At 74.7% G+C, this 19880-nt stretch carries 17 protein-coding genes; 10 read left to right on the top strand and 7 right to left on the bottom strand.

Annotation, left to right across the window (positions count from 1 at the left end):
- Positions 1 to 66 precede the first annotated feature (66 nt).
- Positions 67 to 2706, top strand: a complete 2640-nt coding sequence (locus ACWPWV_RS13455) for an ATP-dependent DNA ligase (protein WP_454043473.1) — start codon at positions 67 to 69, stop codon at positions 2704 to 2706.
- A gap of 80 nt (positions 2707 to 2786) precedes the next feature.
- Positions 2787 to 3299 (top strand): nitroreductase/quinone reductase family protein, encoded by a 513-nt coding sequence (locus ACWPWV_RS13450; protein ID WP_454043472.1) that lies wholly within the window; start codon positions 2787 to 2789, stop codon positions 3297 to 3299.
- 177 nt (positions 3300 to 3476) lie between these two features.
- On the opposite strand, the gene ACWPWV_RS13445 is transcribed toward ACWPWV_RS13450, so the two are convergent.
- Positions 3477 to 4166 carry a GntR family transcriptional regulator gene (locus ACWPWV_RS13445; RefSeq protein ID WP_454043471.1) on the bottom strand — a complete coding sequence of 230 codons (690 nt, stop codon included), beginning with the start codon at positions 4164 to 4166 and terminating at the stop codon, positions 3477 to 3479.
- A 99-nt stretch (positions 4167 to 4265) separates the two neighbouring features.
- Between ACWPWV_RS13445 and ACWPWV_RS13440 the strand changes: the two genes are divergently transcribed.
- Together ACWPWV_RS13440 and ACWPWV_RS13435 are read left to right on the top strand one after the other, a co-directional pair.
- Positions 4266 to 5531 (top strand): hypothetical protein, encoded by a 1266-nt coding sequence (locus ACWPWV_RS13440; protein WP_454043470.1) that lies wholly within the window; start codon positions 4266 to 4268, stop codon positions 5529 to 5531.
- Positions 5528 to 6772 carry an amidohydrolase gene (locus ACWPWV_RS13435; RefSeq protein WP_454043469.1) on the top strand — a complete coding sequence of 415 codons (1245 nt, stop codon included), beginning with the start codon at positions 5528 to 5530 and terminating at the stop codon, positions 6770 to 6772. The genes ACWPWV_RS13440 and ACWPWV_RS13435 overlap by 4 nt, the downstream gene beginning before the upstream one ends.
- Positions 6773 to 6863: 91 nt before the next feature.
- Here the strand turns inward: ACWPWV_RS13435 and ACWPWV_RS13430 are convergent, their stop codons facing one another.
- The 3 genes from ACWPWV_RS13430 to ACWPWV_RS13420 form a co-directional block, all read right to left on the bottom strand.
- A complete protein-coding gene (locus ACWPWV_RS13430) occupies positions 6864 to 7721 on the bottom strand; it encodes an alpha/beta hydrolase (RefSeq protein WP_454043468.1) in 858 nt (285 codons plus the stop codon).
- Between the two features lie 11 nt (positions 7722 to 7732).
- The gene (locus ACWPWV_RS13425; RefSeq protein ID WP_454043467.1) at positions 7733 to 8557 is read right to left on the bottom strand and encodes an alpha/beta fold hydrolase; all 825 of its coding nucleotides are present in this window, start codon (positions 8555 to 8557) and stop codon (positions 7733 to 7735) included.
- 103 nt (positions 8558 to 8660) lie between these two features.
- Positions 8661 to 11396, bottom strand: a complete 2736-nt coding sequence (locus ACWPWV_RS13420) for an AAA family ATPase (RefSeq protein ID WP_454043466.1) — start codon at positions 11394 to 11396, stop codon at positions 8661 to 8663.
- A 239-nt stretch (positions 11397 to 11635) separates the two neighbouring features.
- Between ACWPWV_RS13420 and ACWPWV_RS13415 the strand changes: the two genes are divergently transcribed.
- Together ACWPWV_RS13415 and ACWPWV_RS13410 are read left to right on the top strand one after the other, a co-directional pair.
- Entirely contained in the window at positions 11636 to 12043 is a 408-nt protein-coding gene (locus ACWPWV_RS13415; protein ID WP_454043465.1) for a VOC family protein, read from the top strand.
- Between the two features lie 44 nt (positions 12044 to 12087).
- Positions 12088 to 13023, top strand: a complete 936-nt coding sequence (locus ACWPWV_RS13410; protein WP_454043464.1) for an NADP-dependent oxidoreductase — start codon at positions 12088 to 12090, stop codon at positions 13021 to 13023.
- A 38-nt stretch (positions 13024 to 13061) separates the two neighbouring features.
- Here the strand turns inward: ACWPWV_RS13410 and ACWPWV_RS13405 are convergent, their stop codons facing one another.
- On the bottom strand, positions 13062 to 13442 hold the full coding sequence (locus ACWPWV_RS13405; RefSeq protein ID WP_454043463.1) for a cupin domain-containing protein: 381 nt from the start codon (positions 13440 to 13442) through the stop codon (positions 13062 to 13064).
- Positions 13443 to 13501: 59 nt separating this feature from the next.
- Here ACWPWV_RS13405 and ACWPWV_RS13400 point away from each other — a divergent pair, with 59 nt between their 5' ends.
- A complete protein-coding gene (locus ACWPWV_RS13400; RefSeq protein ID WP_454043462.1) occupies positions 13502 to 14680 on the top strand; it encodes an aminopeptidase P family protein in 1179 nt (392 codons plus the stop codon).
- A gap of 50 nt (positions 14681 to 14730) precedes the next feature.
- On the opposite strand, the gene ACWPWV_RS13395 is transcribed toward ACWPWV_RS13400, so the two are convergent.
- Positions 14731 to 16146, bottom strand: a complete 1416-nt coding sequence (locus ACWPWV_RS13395) for a DHA2 family efflux MFS transporter permease subunit (RefSeq protein WP_454043461.1) — start codon at positions 16144 to 16146, stop codon at positions 14731 to 14733.
- 67 nt (positions 16147 to 16213) lie between these two features.
- On the opposite strand from ACWPWV_RS13395, the gene ACWPWV_RS13390 reads away from it, so the two are divergent.
- Positions 16214 to 16948 (top strand): pyridoxine/pyridoxamine 5'-phosphate oxidase, encoded by a 735-nt coding sequence (locus ACWPWV_RS13390; protein ID WP_454043460.1) that lies wholly within the window; start codon positions 16214 to 16216, stop codon positions 16946 to 16948.
- Between the two features lie 130 nt (positions 16949 to 17078).
- Positions 17079 to 18596, top strand: coding sequence for a malate dehydrogenase (quinone) (gene mqo, locus ACWPWV_RS13385; protein WP_454043459.1), 1518 nt, complete (start codon positions 17079 to 17081; stop codon positions 18594 to 18596).
- 86 nt (positions 18597 to 18682) lie between these two features.
- On the opposite strand, the gene ACWPWV_RS13380 is transcribed toward mqo, so the two are convergent.
- The gene (locus ACWPWV_RS13380; RefSeq protein ID WP_454043458.1) at positions 18683 to 18832 is read right to left on the bottom strand and encodes a hypothetical protein; all 150 of its coding nucleotides are present in this window, start codon (positions 18830 to 18832) and stop codon (positions 18683 to 18685) included.
- 89 nt (positions 18833 to 18921) lie between these two features.
- On the opposite strand from ACWPWV_RS13380, the gene ACWPWV_RS13375 reads away from it, so the two are divergent.
- Positions 18922 to 19875 carry a helix-turn-helix domain-containing protein gene (locus ACWPWV_RS13375; protein ID WP_454043457.1) on the top strand — a complete coding sequence of 318 codons (954 nt, stop codon included), beginning with the start codon at positions 18922 to 18924 and terminating at the stop codon, positions 19873 to 19875.
- The last annotated feature ends 5 nt before the right edge of the window (positions 19876 to 19880 follow it).

The raw sequence follows: 19880 nt of genomic DNA, 5'->3' as shown, positions 1-19880 counted from the left end.
CGGCCGACGCGCGGAGGCTTCCCCGGCCGACGCGCGGGGGCCCGGCTCGCGCGCCACCATGACCTCATGCCTTCCGCACGGTCCGCCGCCCCCGGCGGCTCCTCCGGCCAGACCGTCACCGTCGACGGCCACAAGCTCAAGGTGACGAACCTCGACAAGGTTCTGTACCCCGCCACCGGGACCACGAAGGCCGACGTCCTGGCCTACCTCGCGTCGGTCGCCGACGTCATGCTCCCCCACTGCGCGAACCGGGCCGCGACGCGCAAGCGCTGGCCGGACGGCGTCGACGGCCAGGTGTTCTTCCAGAAGAACGCCGGGCAGGGCGTCCCGTCGTGGGTGCGCACGCGGCGCATCGAGCACAAGCACAGCGTCAACGACTACGTGCTCGTCAACGACCTCGCGACGCTCACGTGGCTCGGCCAGACAGGGTCCCTCGAGCTCCACGTGCCGCAGTGGCAGTTCGGGCGCACCGGCGTCCACCTCGACCCCGACCGCCTCGTGCTCGACCTCGACCCCGGACCGGGCGCCGGGCTGGCCGAGTGCGCCGAGGTGGCGCGGCTCGCCCGGCGCATCCTCCAGGGGATGGACCTCGAACCCCTCCCCGTGACGAGCGGGTCGAAGGGCATCCACCTCTACGCCGCGCTCGACGGCAAGCAGGACGCGGCGGCCGTCTCCGCCGTCGCGCACGAGCTCGCGCGCTACCTCGAGGCCGAGCACCCCGACCTCGTCGTGAGCGACATGAAGAAGTCGCTGCGCGGCGGCAAGGTGCTCGTGGACTGGAGCCAGAACAACGGCAACAAGACGACCATCGCGCCGTACTCGCTGCGGGGCCGCGAGCGCCCCACGGTCGCCGCCCCCCGCACGTGGGAGGAGCTCGACGACCCCGACCTGCGCCACCTGGAGGCCGACGAGGTCGTCGAGCGCGTCCGGACGATCGGCGACCCGCTCGCCGCCCTCACGGCAGGGCACCTCTCGGCCCTCGAGCCCACGCCCGAGCGGATGGCGACGTTCGAGCGCGCGGGGACGGACCGCCTCGCGACGTACCGGTCGATGCGCGACGCGGCGAAGACCCCCGAGCCCGTCCCCGCCGACGCCCCGCCGTCGAGCGACGGCATGAGCTTCGTCATCCAGGAGCACCACGCGCGCCGCCTGCACTGGGACTTCCGCCTCGAGCACGACGGCGTCCTCGTCAGCTGGGCGCTGCCGCGCGGCGAGCCCACCGACCCGAAGAAGAACCACCTCGCCGTCCAGACCGAGGACCACCCCCTCGCCTACGGCTCGTTCGAGGGCACCATCCCGAAGGGCGAGTACGGCGCGGGCGAGGTCACGATCTGGGACGCGGGGACCTACGAGCTCGAGAAGTGGCGCGACGGCGAGGAGGTCATCGTCACCCTCCACGGCGAGCAGCACGGCACCCGCCGCCTCGCCCTCATCCACACGCGCGGCCGCGGCGGCAAGGACGAGGAGAACAACTGGCTCATCCACCTCATGGCCCCGAAGGGCGCGCCGGCGGACGGCTCGCGCACCGATCGGGACCCGGGTCGGGGCGCGGCGGACGAGGATGCGGCGCCGGGTCGACCGTCCGCGGCTCGTCCCTCGCCGCTCCCGCCAGACCCGCCACGACCCGGCGCACCCTCCTCGTCCACCGCTTCGTCGTCTGCCGGCGAACCGTCGTGGGCCCGCACGGACTGGCGGCCCATGCTCGCCACGTCGGGCATCCCGTCCGACTTCGCCGACGGCGACGACGCATGGGCGTTCGAGATGAAGTGGGACGGCTTCCGGACGCTCGCCGAGGTGTCCGCGGGATCGGTGCGGCTCGTGAGCCGGTCCGGCATGGACATGACGGTCACGTACCCGGAGCTGCAGGCGCTCGCGGACCAGGTGCCGGCAGAGGCGCTGCCCGTCGTGCTCGACGGCGAGATCGTCGCCCTGGACGCCCAGGGGCGCCCGAGCTTCCGGCGGCTGCAGCAGCGCGCGAACATCGCGAAGCCCGCGGACGTCGCCGTCGCACGGCGCAGGGTGAAGGTCGACGTCATGGTGTTCGACGTCCTCGAGTCGGGCGGCCGGTCGCACGCGAAGCGGACCTACGACGAGCGCCGGGAGATCCTCGAGGAGCTGTTGGCGGACGCGAGCGCCCCCGTGCACGTGCCGCCCGCGTTCGACGGCGACCTCGACGCGGCGATGAGCACCTCGAAGCAGCTCGGGCTCGAGGGCGTCGTCGCGAAGCGGCGGGACAGCACGTACGTCGTGGGTCGGCGCTCGCAGCAGTGGCTCAAGCTCAAGCACGCCCGCTCGCAGGAGGTCGTGGTGGTGGGCTGGAGGCCGGGTCACGGCGACCGCACGCACCTCATGGGCTCGCTCCTGCTCGCCGTGCCCGACGACGGCCGGCTGGTCTACGTGGGTCGCGTCGGCTCGGGCTTCACGGACGCCGAGCGGAAGGGCCTGGTCACGGACCTCGGGAAGATCGAGCGGACCACGCCGGCCGCGGTCGGCGTGCCGCGCGAGGACGCCCGGGACGCGCGATGGGTCTCGCCACGTCGGGTGGCGGAGGTCGTGTACGGGGACTGGACGGGGCGGCCGGAGGGCGGAGCCGAGGACGTGGCCGACGGTGACACGCCCCTCGGCAAGCTGCGGCACCCGGTGTGGAAGGGCTGGCGCCGCGACAAGTCGCCGGACGACGTCGTGGTCGAGCTGCCTCCGGCGTGACGAGCCGAGCCGTTGACTCCCGCGGGCCGGCGCGGGACCGTGGGCTCGTCCGACGTCCTCGCCGCTCAGGAGGCGTGCTCATGGGTGACCCCACCGTCGACCGCTCCGGCACCGGGCAGGCGCCCCGCCTGCCCCCGCGCTGGTTCGTGCGGACGGCGTGGGTGGTGCACCGGGCCTGGTACCGCGTCACCGGCGGCCGTCGTGGGCTGTGGCGTCCTGGGCCCACCCGGTGGGGCACCCTCCTGCTGCGCACCGTCGGTCGGCGTTCGGGCCGGGAGCACGCCGTCATCGTCGGCTACCTCGAGGACGGGCCGAACCTCGTCACGCTGGCCATGAACGGGTGGGCGGCGCCCGAGCCCGCGTGGTGGCTCAACCTCCAGGCGTCCCCCGACACGACCGTCGTGCTCGACGCCGAGACGCGCGCCGTGCACGCCCGTGCGGCGCGAGGCGCGGAGCGCGAGCGGCTCTGGGCGCGGTGGCGCACGATCGACGAGAAGCTCGACGGCTTCGCGGCCCGGCGGCCGACCGAGACGGCCGTCGTCGTCCTCGCACCGCGACAGCCCGCGCCGCCCGCCCCCGACCGCGACACCTGACGCAGCCGAACCCGGCCGGCTCGAGGGGCGGTGGCAGGATGCGCGTCATGACACCGGACCTGCAGGCTGCGCAAGCCCTTCCCACGGACGAGCGGCTGCACCTCCGCTACGGAACGTCGCCGACGGGTTGAACCGCACCGCGCGGTTCCCTGCCACCACGCACGGAGGGGGCGTGACTCAGCGGTGGTCGCGCCGTCGAGCCGCGGCCTCGCGCGACGTCCGCAGGTGGGCGACGGCGTGCTCCGCGGCGGCATCGGCGTCGCGGGCTCGCACGGCGTCGAGCAGGGCACGGTGCTCCTCCACCATCTCGGCGAGGTCTTCGTGCTGGCCCAGGAGCCAGCGCACGCGGCTCGCCGTGACGGCCGCGATCTCGTCGAGCAGGGGGTTGCCGGCGGCCGCGAGCAGCGCCTCGTGGAAGTCGGCCGCGGCACGGCGGGCAGCGGTCCCGTCGCCGCGAGCGGCGGCCTCGCCCTGGCGGACGAGCGCGGCGTCGAGGGCGTCCAGCCCCGCGGGGTCGTGACGTTCCGCCGCGCGACGCGCGGCGAGCTGCTCGAGCGCGGACCGGACCTCGAGGAGGTGCTCGACGTCGTCGTCGGTGAACGTCCGCACGACGGCCCACGTGCGCGGCCGGGGCGTCACGAGCCCCTCGGCGGCGAGCGCCCGCAGGGCCTCGCGCACCGGCACCCGGCTGACACCGAGCTCGGCGGCGAGGTCGCGCTCGACGAGGCGGCTCCCGGGATCGCGCGCCCCGTCGACGATCTGGTCGCGCAGTGCGCGTGCGACGCGTCGCGCCTCCGGCTCGAACGGACCGTCGGACGGCGGGCGGGGATCGTCGGGACGTGCCGTCCCCGTGCTCTCGGCGGTCATGGCCCCATCCTCCCGGAGGACTGCCCGTACGGGTCACGGCGATCCCGCGGCACTCTCCGCACCAGCGCTCCTCGGTCGTAAATGGTATACCATCTGCGAATGCCCTCGCTTTGCCCGTCCGCACCGAGCACCGCCCGGCGTCCCGTCAGACGCTCCGGTCTCGCCACGTCGATCGGTACGCTCGTCGCCGTCCTGGCGCTCACGGTGCTCGCAGCCTGCTCGCCGGGAAGCACGCCCGGCGGCGCGACCGACCCGTCCGGAGCAGCCTCCGCGTCCCCGCCCGCGACCACTCCCGACGAGCCCACCGACGAGCCCACGACCGCGACCGACGAACCGACGGCGACGACGACGGATCCGGCGCAGCCGCGCCTCCTGCTCGCCACCGAGGCGGAGTCCGACGGGCTCGCGGTCGTCGACCCGACGGTGCGCGAGGGCAGCGCCGTCGTGGCACGGGTCGTCGTCGGCGCGGCGCCGTGGGGTGTCGCGACGCACGGCCGCACGGCCTACGTCGCGACCGCGCAGGGCGTCGCCGTCGTCGACCTCGACGCGCTCGTACGCACGGACCTGATCCCCTACCGCGACACCCCGGACCGCGTCGCGTACGGCGAGCACCGCCGCGGCGGCATGGGCATCGCCGTCTCGCCCGACGGCGCGCGCGTGCACGTCGCGGTGCACCGCGGCGGCGACTCGACGCTCGAGACGATCGACGTCGCGACGCGCGAGGTCGTCGCGAGCACACCCGTCGGGCTGCGGCCCTTCGACGTGCTCGTCTCGGCCGACGGCAGCGAGGTCTACACGGTCGACCACGACGAGTTCTCCGTGCACGTCGTCGACACGACGACCTTCGAGGCACGCCTCGTCGAGGTCGCGCCGTTCGGCACCGAGGACGGTCTCGCGTCGTTCGAGAAGCCGCACTACGCGGTGCTCGACGACGACGGCGCCCTGCTCCTGCCGTACCAGGGCAGGGTGCTCGTGCGCCTCGACCCGGCGACCGGCACGACGACGAGCGTGCCCTCCTCGGCGGACAGCCACCAGCACGGCGTCGCGCGCACGCCCGACGGACGCGTCGTCGTCGTCGGCAACGGCCCGTTCGGGAACGCGACGGGCGGACCGAACGTCGCGGTGCTCGACCCGGCGACCGGCGAGGAGCACGTCGCGCCGCTCGCGCGCCGGCACGAGACCGTGACGACGTGGACCGACCCGGGCTCGGGCGCGCTCCACGCCGTCCTCGCGGGCGGGTACTCCCAGGCCGAGGCGTGGGACGGCGCGACGGTCGTCGACCTCGCGACGCTCGAGACGTACGAGATCCAGATCCCCGGGCGACCTCAGGTGGTCGTCCCGCTGCCGGAAGGAACCGACCGATGACCGTCCCCGACCCCACCGCCCCGACGGCACCCGCTGCGCGATCCCTCACCCTCCTGCGCGACGTCCGTCCGTGGGGCGGGGACCGCGTCGACCTCCACGTGACCGACGGCCGCATCAGCGCGGTGACGCCGCACGTCCCGGCGGAGCCCGCCCCGGCGGGCAGCGAGCCCACCGTGGTGGAGGGAGGTGGCCTGCTCGCGCTGCCCGGGCTCGTCAACGCGCACGCGCACGTCGACAAGAGCTGGTGGGGCAAGCCGTGGGTGAGCTACGGCGGCGAGGCGACGACGCAGGGCCGCATCGCGCACGAGCGCGCCCACCGCGACGAGCTCGGCATCCCCGGCGTGGACGTCACGCTCGCCGTCCTGCGGGAGTTCGTCCGCCACGGCACGACGGCGATCCGTACCCACGTCGACGTCGACCTCGGGCTCGGGCTGCGCGGCATCGAGGTCGTGCGCGAGGCGCTCGCGGAGCTCGGCGGCGCGGTGCACGCCGAGATCGTCGCGTTCCCCCAGGACGGCGTGCTGCGCCGGCCCGGCGTCCTCGACCTGCTGGAGGCCGCGGCCGCGGCGGGCGCCGAGCACGTCGGCGGGCTCGACCCGGCGTCGATCGACCGCGACCCGGTCGGCCAGCTCGACGGCCTCTTCGCGATCGCGGAGCGTCGCGGCGTCGGGATCGACGTGCACCTGCACGACGGCGGTGAGCTCGGCGCGTTCCAGGTCGAGCTGATGGTCGACCGCACGCTGCGCGCGGGCCTGCAGGGGAAGGTCAACGTCGCGCACGGCTTCGCGGTCGGGCAGGTGCCCGCGTCACGCCAGGCCGAGCTCGTCGCCGCGATGGGCGAGGCGGGCATGACCATGACCACGGTCGCCCCGATCGGTGCCGCCCCCCTGCCGCTCCACGCACTGCGCGGGGCGGGCGTCGCCGTCGGGCTGGGGACCGACGGGATCCGTGACCTGTGGTCCCCCTACGGCACGGGCGACCTGCTCGCCCTCACGACGCAGCTCGCGCGGCTCTCGCGCTTCCGCCACGACGACGAGCTCGTCACCGCGGCACGGATCGCCACCGTGGACGCCGCCCGGTTCGTCGGGCGCGACGTGCACGACCTCGTCGTGGGCGCGCCCGCGGACGTCGTCCTCGTCGACGCCGAGAACGTCCCCGACGCCGTCGTGCGCGCGCCGCGGCGCGCGCTCGTGGTGGCCGGCGGCCGCGTCGTCGCGCGCGACGGCGACGTGCTGGTCTGACGCGTCCCCGGCCCGGGACCGTGCGGACCCGGGCGCGTGGGCGGCGGTCCTTCTCGGACCGCCGCCCACGCCGTCGTGCGCGGTCGACGCGTCAGGCGAGCGGCGCCGTCGTGCGGGCGTGCTCGAGCGCCCAGTCGAGCGCGTGGTCGGCGACCGCCTCCCATCCCGGGGCGGCGCACGTCCAGTGGTCGCGACCGGCGAACTCGTGGTACTGGGTGACGGCCGGGCTCTTCTCCCAGTGCTTGGCGTTCGACCGGTTCACCGAGGGCGGCATGATGTGGTCCTTCTCGCCGCCGATGAACAGCAGCGGCGCACGGTCCGCGGAGTAGTCCACCCAGGTGTCCTGGTGCCCGGGCTTGAAGTTCGCGATGAGCCCGTACTCCCAGACCCACGACCCGGGCGCCGGGATGGCGTAGCGGTCCCACACGGCGCGCGACTCCTCGGCCGTCAGCGTGTTCGTGAAGGCGTAGTGGAACTCCTCGGGCGTGAAACCGACCGCGCGGTGCCGGTTCGCGGGATTGCGCAGGGCAGGGAAGAGCGAGCGCGCCTGCGACGGCGGGTTGACGCGCACGCCCTCGGTCGGCGCCGAGTCGACGACGACGCCCGCCGCCCCGAGCCCGCGGGCGAGCAGCAGCTGCGTGAGCGTCCCGCCGAACGAGTGGCCCATGATGATCGGCGGCTCGTCGAGCGCCTCGATCACCCCGGCGAGGTGGTCGACGGTCGCGGGGACGGTGAGGTCGGCGATGATCTGCGGGTTCTCCCGCAGACCCTCCACCTCGATCTCGAAGCCCGGGTAGCCCGGCGTGAGGACGCGCAGACCCTTCGCCTCGTAGTGCTGGACCCAGCCCTCCCAGCTGCGCGGCGTCATCCAGAGCCCGTGGACGAGGACGACGGTGCTCGGTCCGGGCGGAGCGCCCTCGGGTGCGCCGGACGTGGTGCTCTCGGTCATGGTGCTTCTCCTCAGGAGTCGATGAAGTCGAGCAGGTCGGCGTGCAGCCGGTCGCGGTCGGTGTCCGGGAGTGCGTGCGGGCTGCCCTCGTAGACGACGAGCCGGGCGCCCTCGACGAGCTCGGCGGACCGCTTCCCGCCGACCTCGAAGGGCACAATCTGGTCGTCGTCGCCGTGGATGACGAGCGTGGGCACGTCGACCGCCGCGAGGTCGTCCCGGAAGTCGGTGGCGGAGAACGCCGCGATGCACTCGTATGCGCCCCGGTGGCCGGTCGTCATGCCCTGGAGCCAGAAGGCGTCCCGGAAGCCCTGGTCCACGTCGTTGTTGCGGTTGTGGCCGAAGAACGGGCCGTCGGCGAGGTCGCGGTAGAGCTGGGCCCGGTCGGCGAGCTCGCCCGCGCGGATCTGGTCGAAGACCTCCACGGGCAGCCCGTCGGGGTTGTCGTCGGTGCGGAGCATGAACGGCGGGACGGCCGAGACCAGCACGAGCCGGGCGACCCGCCCGGTGCCGTGCCGCCCGATGTAGCGGACGATCTCGCCGCCGCCCGTGGAGTGGCCGACGAGCGTCACGTCGCGCAGGTCGAGCGTCTCGACGAGCGTGGCGAGGTCGTCGGCGTAGGTGTCCATCTCGTTGCCGTGCCAGGTCTGCGTCGACCGCCCGTGACCGCGTCGGTCGTGGGCGACCACGCGGTGCCCGTGCCGGGCGAGGAACAGCGCGGCGGCGTCCCAGGCGTCCGCGTCGAGCGGCCACCCGTGGCTGAGGACGACCGGCGACCCGCCGTCGCCCCAGTCCTTGTAGAAGATCCGTGCTCCGTCCTCGGTGGTGACGTACGGCATGCTGCCTCCTCGGGGTGGGTGCCGATCACCACGAGCCTGTCGTCACGACGCCGCGCGCGGACCACGCGCGGCACGTAGTCCGCCGAGGTCGCCCCGCGACGGCTCAGGCCGACGGTCCGTGCGGGAAGCGCTCGCGCAGCTGCCGGCGGGACGAGACGCCGAGCTTCTGGAACACCTTGCGCAGGTGGTAGTCGACCGTGTTCGCGCTGATGAAGAGGGTCGCCCCGATCTCGGCGTTCGTCTCCCCCTGCGCGGCGAGCCGGGCGATCGTCTCCTCGCGCGGCGTGAGGAGCGAGGGTGTGCCGGCCCGGGCTCGGCCCGGTGCCTCGCCGGTCGCCTCCAGCTCCGCCCGCGCCCGCTCGGCGAACGCGGCGGCGTCCGCGGCCTCGAAGGCCGCGAGAGCGGGGCCCAGCCGTGCGCGCGCCTCGGCACGACGTCGGTCGCGGCGCAGGCGCTCCCCCAGCAGGAGCCTCGACCGTGCCGCCTCGACCACCGCACCGGCCTCGTCGAGCGCCTCCGCGGAGGCGTCGAGGAGGTCGGACGAGGCCGTCCCGGGCGTCACCAGGGCTCGGCACCGCAGGGCGACGCCTCTCGCCCAGGGCGACCCGGTCGCGTCCGCGACCCGTTCGACCCGGCCGACGTGGCGCGCCGCCTCGCCGTCGTGCCCGCTGCGGACCGCGGCCTCGACGAAGTCCGGGAGCTGCAAGGGCGTGACCTGGAGGAACGGGTCGTCCACGAGCGGCCGCAGCGCGACGTAGGCGTCGCGGTAGTGGCCCTGCGCGAGGTCGCGCACCGCGAGCGCCGCCCGTCCGCTCGACTCGACGCCGCCGTACCCGGCCTGCCCGGCGGCTGCCGCCACGGCCTCGACCTGCGCTCGCGGGGCGTCGGTCCAGGCGAGAAACGCCACGTTGACCACGTGCTCGCCGTCGTATCCGATGGCCCGTCGCAGCTCGCGCACCTGCTCGACGTACTGGCCGGCTCGCCGCGGGGTGCCGCCGCTGAGCTCCGCGAGGGACGAGATCCACAGCCCCGTGTCGACCATCTGCAGCGACCCGGCGTCGCGCGCCGCCTGGGTCACCTGCTCGAGCCACGCGGTGCGGGCCGCCAGGTCCCACAGGGCGGTCGCGAGCGCCACCCCCGCCGAGGCGTACGCCAGGACGGCGGGCCCGTCGAGCGCGCGCAGCGCGTCCAGACCGCGCCGGAGCGCGGGCACGGTGTCCTCGGGGTCGTGCAGCACCAGGGCGCTCAGCGCGCGCAGCACGCGCGACGCCGCGTCGTCCCCGGTACCCGCACCGTCGCCGAGACGCCGGCCGAGCTCGGGCAGGGTCACGCCGCGGCGGGAGCGCTCGGCGACGAGGGCGTACTCGAACGCGCGGACCAGCGCCTCCCGTTCGCGGTCCGGCTCGTGGCCGCGGAGCTGCTCGGCCGCCCGGAGGAGGTCGGCGGTCGCGTGGGCGAGCACGTCGGGGTCGCCCGTGAAGAGGCCCTGCGACACGCGGACCGCGGTCACCCGGGCCTGGTCGACCGGCGGGAGGCGCTCGTCCGCGAGCCCGTCGAGCAGGGTGGCGCCGACCTGCGCCGCACCGGCGGCGACGGCCGCCTCCGCGGCCGCGAGGACCCGGCGGTCGTGGGTCCGGCCGGGCGGGCTCAGCTCGGCGGCGCGCGTGAGCACGCGCGCCCGCGAGACGAAGCCTCCTCGGGCGCCGGCCGCGTCCGCGACGGCCTCGAGCCGGTCGGCGACGGCGGCGTCCACGCCCACCGTCGCCTTCGACGCGTGCCACGCCGCGAGCTCCGGCAGGTCGCACGCGTCGGCCGCGTCGGACAGCGCGCGATGGGCGCGACGCCGGTCCGGACCGGACGCGGCCCCGTAGGCTGCGGCCCGCACGAGGGGGTGGCGGAACCGCACGGTCGCGCCGAGGACGACGAGTCCGTGCTCCTCCGCCTCGTCGGCGGCGCGGAGGTCGACGCCGAGTCCCGCGCACGCCTGCGACACCAGGCGCGCCGTCCCCGTCGCCTCGGCGGCGGCGACGAGCAGCCACTCCTGCACGGCCGGCGACGTCCGCCGCACCCGCGCGACGTAGTGGGCCTCGAGGTGCCGGCCGACCGGGACGGGCTCCTCGCCCACGGCCGACTCGCTGAGCTCGTGGGCGGTGAGCTCGTGCGCGAGGTCGACGAGGGCGAGCGGGTTCCCGCCCGTTGCCCGGACGACGCGCGCGACGACGAGGGGGTCGACGCCGTCGGCGAGGCTCGCGACGAGGAGCCGTGCACCGGACAGCGCGTCGAGCCCTCGCAGGGCCAGCACCGGGACGCCGGCGAGGGCGTCGTCGAGGCGGTCGTCGTCGCGGGCCGCCATGAGCAGCGCGACCGGCTCCGCCCCGAGCCGGCGCGCGACGAACGCGAGCACCGCGACGGTCTCGGGGTCGATCCAGTGCACGTCGTCCACGACGCACACGAGCGGTCGCTCGCGCGCGGCCGCCGAGAGGAGCTCGAGCACGCCGAGCCCGACGAGGAAGCGGTCCGGTGCGGTCCCGTCGCGCCCGCCGAGCACCGACCGCAGCGCGCCGCGGTACCGCGGGGCGAGACCGTCGACGAGGGCGTGCCACGGTCCGGTCAGGCGGTGGAGGCCGGCGTAGGCGATCCCCGACTCCGCCTCGTACCCGTCGACGCGCACGACGCCGACGCCGTCGAGCGCGGCGGTCGACGCGGCGAGGAGCGCGGACTTGCCGATCCCGGCCTCGCCCCGGACGACCAGCGCGCCGGCGATGCCGTTCCGTGCGTCGCGCACGAGGGTCGCGACCCGGTGCAGCTCGTCGTCGCGCCCGAGCAGGTCGTCCGGCATGCGGCGTCCTTCCGTCGGCGCGCGCACGCGCGTCCCGGTCCTGCCGGGAGCGTAGCGAGCAGCGGACCTCGCGCGACACCCCCGACCGTCCCCGACGCCTGCCGTGACCCGCGGTGACCTGCGGTGATCTGGCGCGACCGGCGGCGATGAGTTCCTCGCCGACGTGCCGTCTACCCCCTCGAGACGACCGAACGGGCACCGCCCGGGCGCACCACGCGCCACGACGACCGGAGGAATCCATGAGCACCCAGATCTTCGTCAACCTGCCCGTCCACGACCTCGACGCGGCCAAGGCGTTCTACACCGCGCTCGGGTACTCGGTGAACGAGCAGTTCACGGACGAGAACGCGTCGTCCATCGTCATCAGCGACACGATCTACGTGATGCTCCTCACCGAGGAGTTCGCGAAGCAGTTCACGAACAAGTCGGTCGCGGACGCCACCACGACGACCGAGGTCATCAACGCGCTCGGCGTGGAGAGCCGGGAGGCCGTCGACCGCATCGCCGACGCCGCGTTCGCCGCGGGCGCGACGGCCGTCAAGGACCCGCAGGAGGAGGGCGGGTTCATGTACTCGCGCAGCTTCGCGGACCCGGACGGTCACCAGTGGGAGGTCCTCTACATGGACCCGAGCGCGCTCGAGGGCTGACCCGCCCGGGGAATCGAACGCGCCGGTCCGCCGTTGCCGCCCGTATGCGAGCCATCACGTACTCCCGCTACGGCGGTCCCGAGGTCCTCGAGCTCACCGAGCTCCCCACCCCCAAGGTCGGCCCGGACTCCGTCCTCGTGCGCGTCCGCGCCGCGAGCGTCAACCCGGTCGACTGGAAGGTGCGCCAGGGCTACCTCGACCCGGTCATGGACGTGTCGTTCCCCGTCGTCCCGGGGTGGGACGTCGCGGGCGTCGTCGAGCAGGTCGGCCTCGACACCCCCGAGCTCCAGGTCGGTGACGAGGTGTACGGGTACGTGCGCAAGGACGTCGTCGGCGGGCAGGTCTCGGGCGGCACGTTCGCCGAGCTCGTCGCCGCACCCGTGCGCACCCTCGCGCGCAAGCCCGCCGCGTGGTCGTTCGAGGAGGCGGCGGCGGTCCCGCTCGCCGGCCTGACGGCCTACCAGACGATCCGCCGTGCGGGCCTGCAGCCCGGGCAGACCGTCCTCGTGCACGCGGCGGCCGGTGGCGTCGGGTCGTTCGCCGTGCAGGTCGCGCGCTCGCTCGGCGCGCGCGTGATCGGCACGGCGTCCGAGAAGAACCACGACTACCTGCGCTCGCTGGGCGCGGAGCCGGTGACGTACGGCGACGGCCTCGCCGGGCGCGTGCGGGCACTGGCCCCGGAGGGCGTCGACGTGGTCCTGGACTACGTGGGCGGCGACGCGCTCGACTCGGTCCCGGACGTCCTGCGCGACGGCGGCACCGTCGCCTCGATCACCGACGCCCGGGCGCGTGACGAGCTCGGCGGGCAGTACGTGTGGGTCCGGCCCGACACCGCGGACCTCACCGAGCTCGCGCGGCTCGGCGACGCCGGGGTGCTGCGCCCCGAGGTCGCCCAGGTCTTCGACCTGGCGGACGCCGCCGCGGCGCACGAGCTCAGCGCGTCGGGCCACGTGCGCGGCAAGGTCGTCGTCCGCGTCTGACGGGGCGCGGAGCGCCCTCAGGGACCGGACGACGCGGATCAGACGTCGGGGAGCTCACGGACCGGCGACGTGAGCTCCCCGCCGGCGTCACCCGTGTTCACGGTCCCCTCCCGCTCGACGAGCACGACGGCCGTCTCGACGGCGGCGCGCGGGCGGTGCTCCACGCCGCTCGGCACGACCAGCACGTCGTGGGGCCCGAGGACGACGGCGCGCTCGACCCCGTCCTCGCGCAGGTCGACCGTCAGCTCGCCCGCGAGCACGAGGAACAGCTCGTCCGATTCGGGGTGCGAGTGCCAGACGAACTCGCCGAGCACCTTGACGACCTTGACGTCGTGGTCGTCGACGCTCGCCACGCGGTGCGGCTGCCAGTGGCCGTCGAACGCGTCGAGGGCGGCGAGGAGGTTGCGGGCACCGGTCATGCCCACACCCTGCCACGCGCCGTCGTGCCCCGACGTCCGCCGGGTGCCACGCTGGCCCCATGAGCAGCAGCCCGACGTCGCCCGCACGCCCCGCCGCTTTCGGTCCCGAGGTCTACGCCGCGCGGCGCGTCCGCGCGGCCGAGCAGGCGCGCACGGCCGGGCTCGACGGCCTGCTGGTCGCCCCCGGGCCCGAGCTCGCCTACTTCACCGGGTACACGCCGACCGCGGTCACCGAGCGGCTCACGCTGCTCACCATCCCCGCGTCGCTCCCCGACGACGGCACGGCCGCGGTCGTCGTGCCGCTCCTCGAGCGCGGCGACCTGCTGCGCGGCGCGGGCACGTCGGACCTCGAGGTCGTGCCCTGGCGCGACGGGGAGGACGAGCACGCGACGGCGGCCCGGCTCCTCGAGCGCGCCGGGTCGTACGCGGTGTCCGACTCGACGTGGGCGCTGCACGTGCTCGGCCTGCAGCGCACGCTGCCGGACGCGCGGCTCGTCGCGTTCACGCACGCGCTGCCGATGCTGCGCGCGGTCAAGGACGCGGCCGAGGTGGAGCGGCTCGCCGCCGCGGGCGCCGCGGCCGACGCCGCGTTCGCCGACGTGCTGCGGGTGCCGTTCGCCGGTCGTCGCGAGACCGAGGTCGCCGCGGACCTCGACCGCTTCCTGCGCGCGCACGGCCACGAGCAGGTCGACTTCACGCTCGTGTGCTCGGGACCGAACGGTGCTGACCCGCACCACGAGCCCGACGACCGCGTCATCGAGCCCGGCGACCTGGTCGTGCTCGACTTCGGCGGGCTCCGTGCCGGGTACGGGTCGGACACGAGCCGCACCGTCCTCGTCGACGGCGGCGCCGAGACGGCGCTCGCCGAGCAGCGCGCGGTCCACGAGGTCGTGCGGCGCGCGCAGCAGGCCGGGGTCGACGCGGTCCGGCCCGGCGCGACGTGCCAGGACGTGGACCGGGCGGCGCGCGCCGTCATCACCGACGCCGGCTACGGCGAGCAGTTCGTGCACCGCACGGGGCACGGCATCGGCACGACGACCCACGAGCCGCCGTACATGGTCGAGGGCGAGGAGCGGCCGATCGAGCCCGGGATGTGCTTCTCCGTCGAGCCGGGCATCTACCTCCCGGGCCGGTTCGGGGTGCGCATCGAGGACATCGTCGTCGCGTTCCCGCCGGACGTGCCCGACGGCGCCCGCCGCCTCAACACCTCGACGCACCGTCTCCAGGTGGTCCGCTGACGGCGCGCCCGCACCGCGGGTCGGTCCGGCCCCACGGCCGAGCACGGTGCTCATCGCCCGGCCGACGCTCCTCGCACGCGCTCGTTGCGGATGCCGACGAAGCTGAGCACGCCGCCGAGCACGAGGAGGGCAGCGGTGACCAGCAGCGAGCGGTGGAAGCCGTCGAGGTCCAGCACGCCGCCGACGATCACGCCCGCCATCGCGATGACGACCAGCCCGGCGACGCGCGACACCGCGTTGTTCACGGCGGACCCGATGCCGGCGTCGGCCGCGGGGATGGACCCGAGGATCGCGGACGTCAGCGGCGCGACGGTCATCGCGAGGCCCAGGCCGAAGACCACGAGGCCCGGAAGCACCTGGGTCACGTACACGGCGTCCTCCGTGGTGGTGAGCAGCAGGAGGTAGCCGACCCCGCCGACGATCGGCCCGACCGTCATGAACAGGCGCGGGCCGTAGCGGCCCGCGAGCGCTCCGAACCGGGTCGAGAGGGCGAGGAGGAGCAGCGTGATCGGCACCTGGGCGAGCCCTGCCTGCGTCGCGCTGTAGCCGCCGACCTGCTGGAGGAACACCGTGACGACGAACCCGCCGAAGTAGAGCGCGCCGTAGATCGCTGCCGTCGCCAGGTTGCCCCACGCGAAGTTGCGCACCGTGAACAGCCTCGGCGGGAGCATCGGGTCCGGTGCCCGCAGCTCCCAGACCACGAACGCGACGAGGCAGGCCACGCCGACGACGGCCGGCCCCCACACGACCGGGCTGGACCACCCGAAGCGTCCCTGCTCGATGAGCGCGAACACGGTCCCGGCGAGGCCGACGGCCGCGAGGGTGGCACCCAGCGTGTCGATCCGCCGCCCCGCCGCGGATCCGTCCTCCTCGGCGGCGCTGCGCGGGATGCCGCGCAGCAGCCACAGCGTCACCGCGACCGGCAGCACGTTGATCCAGAACACCCAGCGCCACGAGAACGCGTCGACGAGGACACCGCCGAGCAGCGGCCCGACGATCGACGCCGTGCTCGTCCACGCGGTCCAGGAGCCGATCGCGCGCGACTGCCGCTCGCCGTCGAACGTGGAGATGATCATGGCGAGAGAGCTCGGGACGAGCAGCGCGCCCGCGACGCCCTGGAGCCCGCGGGCGACGACGAGGACCAGCCCGTCGGGCGCGAGCGCGCACGCGACCGAGGTCACGGCGAACCCGACGAGCCCCACCGCCATGACCTTGCGACGGCCGTGCACGTCCGACAGGGATCCCGCGAGGAGGATGAGGGCCCCGAGCGTGATCATGTACGCGTCCACGACCCACTGCTGGAGCGCGAGGCCGGTGACGGGCCCCGTCGTCAGCTCGTCCGAGATCGCGGGCAGCGCGACGTTGACCACCGAGCCGTCCAGGAACGAGACGAACGACGCGAGGATCGCCACGACCAGCACGCGCTGCGGCACCGTCACCCGCCTACGGTACGACCGGATGTCCATGACGTACCGACCGAGCGGTGCACCGCGCCGTGACATGCTCGGCGTGCAGCCGACGAGGGGAGACGCCGTGAGCGAGCAGGCCGACGAGGCGGACGGTCGCGCACGACCGCAGGGGGGCGAGGGAGCGTCGCTCCGCGAGCGCCTGCGTGCCCTGCCGGTCTTCGGTGACGAGCGCCCGGGCCTCGACCCCGACGCCGCGCCGGACGACCCGGTCGACCTCTTCGTCGCGTGGCTCGAGGAGGCGATCGACGCCGGGCTGCCGGCCCCGCACGCGGCGACGCTCTCGACCGCCGACGCCGGCGGCCGGGTGGACGCCCGCACGCTGATCCTCAAGGACGTCGGACCGGGCGGCTGGTTCTTCGCGACGCGCTCCGACTCGCCCAAGGGCGTCGCGCTCGGGCAGAACCCCCACGCGGCGCTGACCTTCCTGTGGCGCGAGCACGGTCGACAGGTCCGGGTCCGCGGCCCCGTCGTGCCGCTCGGCGCCGAGGCCTCCGCGGCGGACTTCCTGGCGCGGTCGGAGGCGTCGCGCGCGACGGCGCTCGCCGGGACGCAGAGCGCGCCGCTCCCCTCGCTCAGCGCGTACCGCGAGGCGTGGGACGCCGCGCTCGGACGGGTGCGCGCGGAACCGGGGCTCGTCCTCGACACCTGGTCCGCGTTCGCGCTCGAGGCGACGGCCGTCGAGTTCTGGGCGTCGACGAGCGAGGGCCAGGTCCGGCTGCGCTACACCCCGTCCGCGACACCCTCGTCGCCCGCCGCGGCACCCTCCGGCGGCTGGACGAGGTCTCTTCTCTGGCCGTGACGGGCCCGCCACCGCCCCGAGGACAGCCGTCCTCCCCGGTCCTCCGGGACCTTGGTCCCCGAGGAATGTGACGCACGCCCGTGACGCACCGCACAGTTTGTGCACTCTGTCACAAGCGTAGAATCGGCGTGTGTCGAGTCGAGCGAGCAACCCCGCAAGCACCGCAGACCAGATCGACGTAGCCCTCATCGGCGGTGGCATCATGAGTGCCACCCTGGGCGCACTCATCAACGTCCTGGAGCCGTCCTGGACGGTGCGCGTCTACGAGCGCCTGGACGCGGTCGCGCAGGAGTCGTCGAACCCCTGGAACAACGCCGGGACCGGCCACGCCGCCCTGTGCGAGCTCAACTACACGCCCGAGCGGCCGGACGGCTCGATCGACATCACCAAGGCGGTGGCGATCAACGAGCAGTTCGAGGTCTCGCGCGAGTTCTGGCACCACCTGCTCACGACGGGCGCGCTCCCCCAGCCGGCGAGCTTCATCTCGCGCACCCCGCACATGACGTTCGTGCGCGGCGCGGAGAACGTCGACTACCTGCGCCGCCGCTTCGAGACGCTGCGCCAGCACCCGCTGTTCAGCGAGCTCGAGTTCTCCGACGACCCGGCGGTCGTCGCGCAGTGGGCGCCCCTCCTCGTCGCGGAGCGCGACGGCGACGAGCCGATCGCCGCGACGCGCGCCACGAGCGGCACCGACGTCGACTTCGGCGCTCTCACGCAGCAGCTCGTCGACCACCTGGTGGCGAGCGGCACGCAGCTGTTCCTCGAGCACGAGGTGAAGAACCTCAGGAAGACCAAGGACGGCCGCTGGCGCCTCACGGTCAAGGACCGGTCGTGGAACGCGCCCGCGCGCCGCTCGACGGTCGAGGCGCGCTTCGTCTTCGTCGGCGCCGGCGGCGGCGCCCTGCCGCTCCTGCAGAAGGCCGGCATCCCCGAGGCCAAGGGCTACGGCGGCTTCCCGATCAGCGGCGAGTTCCTGCGCACGGACGACCCGGAGCTCGTCGCGCAGCACCAGGCCAAGGTCTACGGCAAGGCCGACGTCGGCTCCCCGCCGATGTCCGTGCCGCACCTCGACACGCGCGTCGTCGACGGCAAGAGCTATCTCATGTTCGGCCCGTACGCCGGGTTCAGCCCCAAGTACCTCAAGAAGGGCCGGTACCTCGGCCTGTTCACGTCGCTGCGCCTGCACAACCTGGGGTCGATGGTCGGCGCGGGCATCAAGAACCTCGACCTGACGCAGTACCTCGTCGGGCAGGTCCTCGCGAGCCCCGAGACGAAGTTCACGGCGCTCCAGGGCTTCATGCCGACGGCGCACCCCAAGGACTGGGAGACCATCACCGCGGGCCAGCGCGTCCAGGTGATCAAGAAGGACGAGGACGGCAAGGGCGTCCTCGAGTTCGGCACCGAGGTCATCGCCGCGGCGGACGGCTCGATCGCCGGCCTGCTCGGCGCCTCCCCCGGCGCCTCGACCGCCGTCCCGGCGATGATCGACCTGCTCGAGCGCTGCTTCCCGAACCGCTTCACCAAGTGGCGCCCCGAGCTCGCGACGATGATCCCGAGCCTCGGCCAGGCGCCGTGGGAGGCGGAGGAGCTCGAGGGCCTCGACCAGCTCACCGGCGACGCCGACCTCGACGTCTCGACGCGCGCCTGACGCGACGGCACACCGCGACGACGGCCCGGCCCTCCACGGAGGTCCGGGCCGTCTCGCGTCCCGGGCGCGAGGCCACGGTGCACGACTCAGCGACGGTCGAGCTCCCGAGCGCCCGGCACCTCGCCGGACCCGGCGGGGAACCACGGGCGCGCCGGGTCCTCGCGGCGCACCGCGAGGGCCACGACCGTCGAGCCGACGACGACGAGGAGGGCGATCACGCCCCAGAGGATGTCCATGGCTCGAGCATCGTCGGGCCCGACCCACGCCACGAGTGGCAGGACTGACGGGTATCGACAAGATCCCGCCAGGCGTCTAGGGTCGGGCCATGATCCGCACCGTCGCGGCCGTCGTGAGCGACGGCCTGGCCCCGTTCGAGTTCGGCGTCGTCTGCGAGGTCTTCGGCCTCGACCGCAGCGACCAGGGCGTCCCGCGCTTCGACTTCCGGGTCTGCGGCCCCGTCGCGGGCGAGCCCGTGCGCACCTCGGTGGGCGCCCAGGTGGTCCCCGCGCTCGGCCTCGACGCGGTCGACGACGCCGACCTCGTGGTGGTGCCGGCCATCCGCATCGGCAGCCACTACCCCGAGGCGGTGCTCGACGCCCTGCGCCGGGCGTCGGCGCGCGGCGCGACCCTGCTCAGCGTCTGCTCGGGCGTGTTCGTGCTGGCGGCCGCGGGCGTGATCGACGGCCGTCGCGTCACGACCCACTGGATGCACGCCGAGGAGCTCCGCCGCCGCCACCCCACGCTGGACATCGACCCCGACGTGCTGTTCGTCGACGACGGCGACCTCATCACGAGCGCGGGGACGGCCGCCGGGATCGACGCGTGCCTGCACCTCGTCCGGCGCGAGCTCGGCTCGCGCGTCGCGAACGTCATCGCACGGCGCATGGTCGTCCCGCCGCAGCGCGAGGGCGGTCAGCGGCAGTTCGTCCAGCGCCCCGTCCCGGCCGCCGAGGAGGACTCGTTCGCCGAGCTGCTCGACTGGATGACGGAGCACCTCGACGAGCCCCTGACGGTCGGCGACCTCGCGCGCCGCGCGCACACGTCGGAGCGGACGTTCGCGCGGACGTTCGTCGCCCAGACGGGCACGACGCCGCTCGCGTGGCTCACCGCCCAGCGTGTCGCGCACGCCCAGACGCTCCTCGAGGAGTCGCGGGCCGACCTCGAGGACGTCGCGCGCCGGTGCGGCTTCGGGTCCGCGGCCCTGCTGCGCCACCACTTCCGGCGGACCGTGGGGGTCACGCCCACGGAGTTCCGGCACACGTTCCGACACGCCGCCTGACAGGC

The sequence above is a fragment of the Cellulosimicrobium sp. Marseille-Q8652 genome (assembly GCF_965112045.1).
The sequence above is the reverse complement of the archived record's forward strand: the minus strand, read 5'-3'. Positions and strand labels throughout refer to the sequence as shown.

Coding starts and splice junctions, on each gene's coding strand:
- ACWPWV_RS13395 (WP_454043461.1), bottom strand. CDS start 16,146: ATGGACATCCGGTCGTACCGTAGGCGGGTGACGGTGCCGCAGCGCGTG.
- ACWPWV_RS13415 (WP_454043465.1), top strand. CDS start 11,636: ATGAGCACCCAGATCTTCGTCAACCTGCCCGTCCACGACCTCGACGCG.
- ACWPWV_RS13425 (WP_454043467.1), bottom strand. CDS start 8,557: ATGCCGTACGTCACCACCGAGGACGGAGCACGGATCTTCTACAAGGAC.
- ACWPWV_RS13445 (WP_454043471.1), bottom strand. CDS start 4,166: ATGACCGCCGAGAGCACGGGGACGGCACGTCCCGACGATCCCCGCCCG.
- ACWPWV_RS13440 (WP_454043470.1), top strand. CDS start 4,266: ATGCCCTCGCTTTGCCCGTCCGCACCGAGCACCGCCCGGCGTCCCGTC.
- ACWPWV_RS13420 (WP_454043466.1), bottom strand. CDS start 11,396: ATGCCGGACGACCTGCTCGGGCGCGACGACGAGCTGCACCGGGTCGCG.
- ACWPWV_RS13455 (WP_454043473.1), top strand. CDS start 67: ATGCCTTCCGCACGGTCCGCCGCCCCCGGCGGCTCCTCCGGCCAGACC.
- ACWPWV_RS13380 (WP_454043458.1), bottom strand. CDS start 18,832: ATGGACATCCTCTGGGGCGTGATCGCCCTCCTCGTCGTCGTCGGCTCG.
- ACWPWV_RS13450 (WP_454043472.1), top strand. CDS start 2,787: ATGGGTGACCCCACCGTCGACCGCTCCGGCACCGGGCAGGCGCCCCGC.
- ACWPWV_RS13405 (WP_454043463.1), bottom strand. CDS start 13,442: ATGACCGGTGCCCGCAACCTCCTCGCCGCCCTCGACGCGTTCGACGGC.
- ACWPWV_RS13430 (WP_454043468.1), bottom strand. CDS start 7,721: ATGACCGAGAGCACCACGTCCGGCGCACCCGAGGGCGCTCCGCCCGGA.
- ACWPWV_RS13410 (WP_454043464.1), top strand. CDS start 12,088: ATGCGAGCCATCACGTACTCCCGCTACGGCGGTCCCGAGGTCCTCGAG.
- ACWPWV_RS13375 (WP_454043457.1), top strand. CDS start 18,922: ATGATCCGCACCGTCGCGGCCGTCGTGAGCGACGGCCTGGCCCCGTTC.
- ACWPWV_RS13400 (WP_454043462.1), top strand. CDS start 13,502: ATGAGCAGCAGCCCGACGTCGCCCGCACGCCCCGCCGCTTTCGGTCCC.
- ACWPWV_RS13435 (WP_454043469.1), top strand. CDS start 5,528: ATGACCGTCCCCGACCCCACCGCCCCGACGGCACCCGCTGCGCGATCC.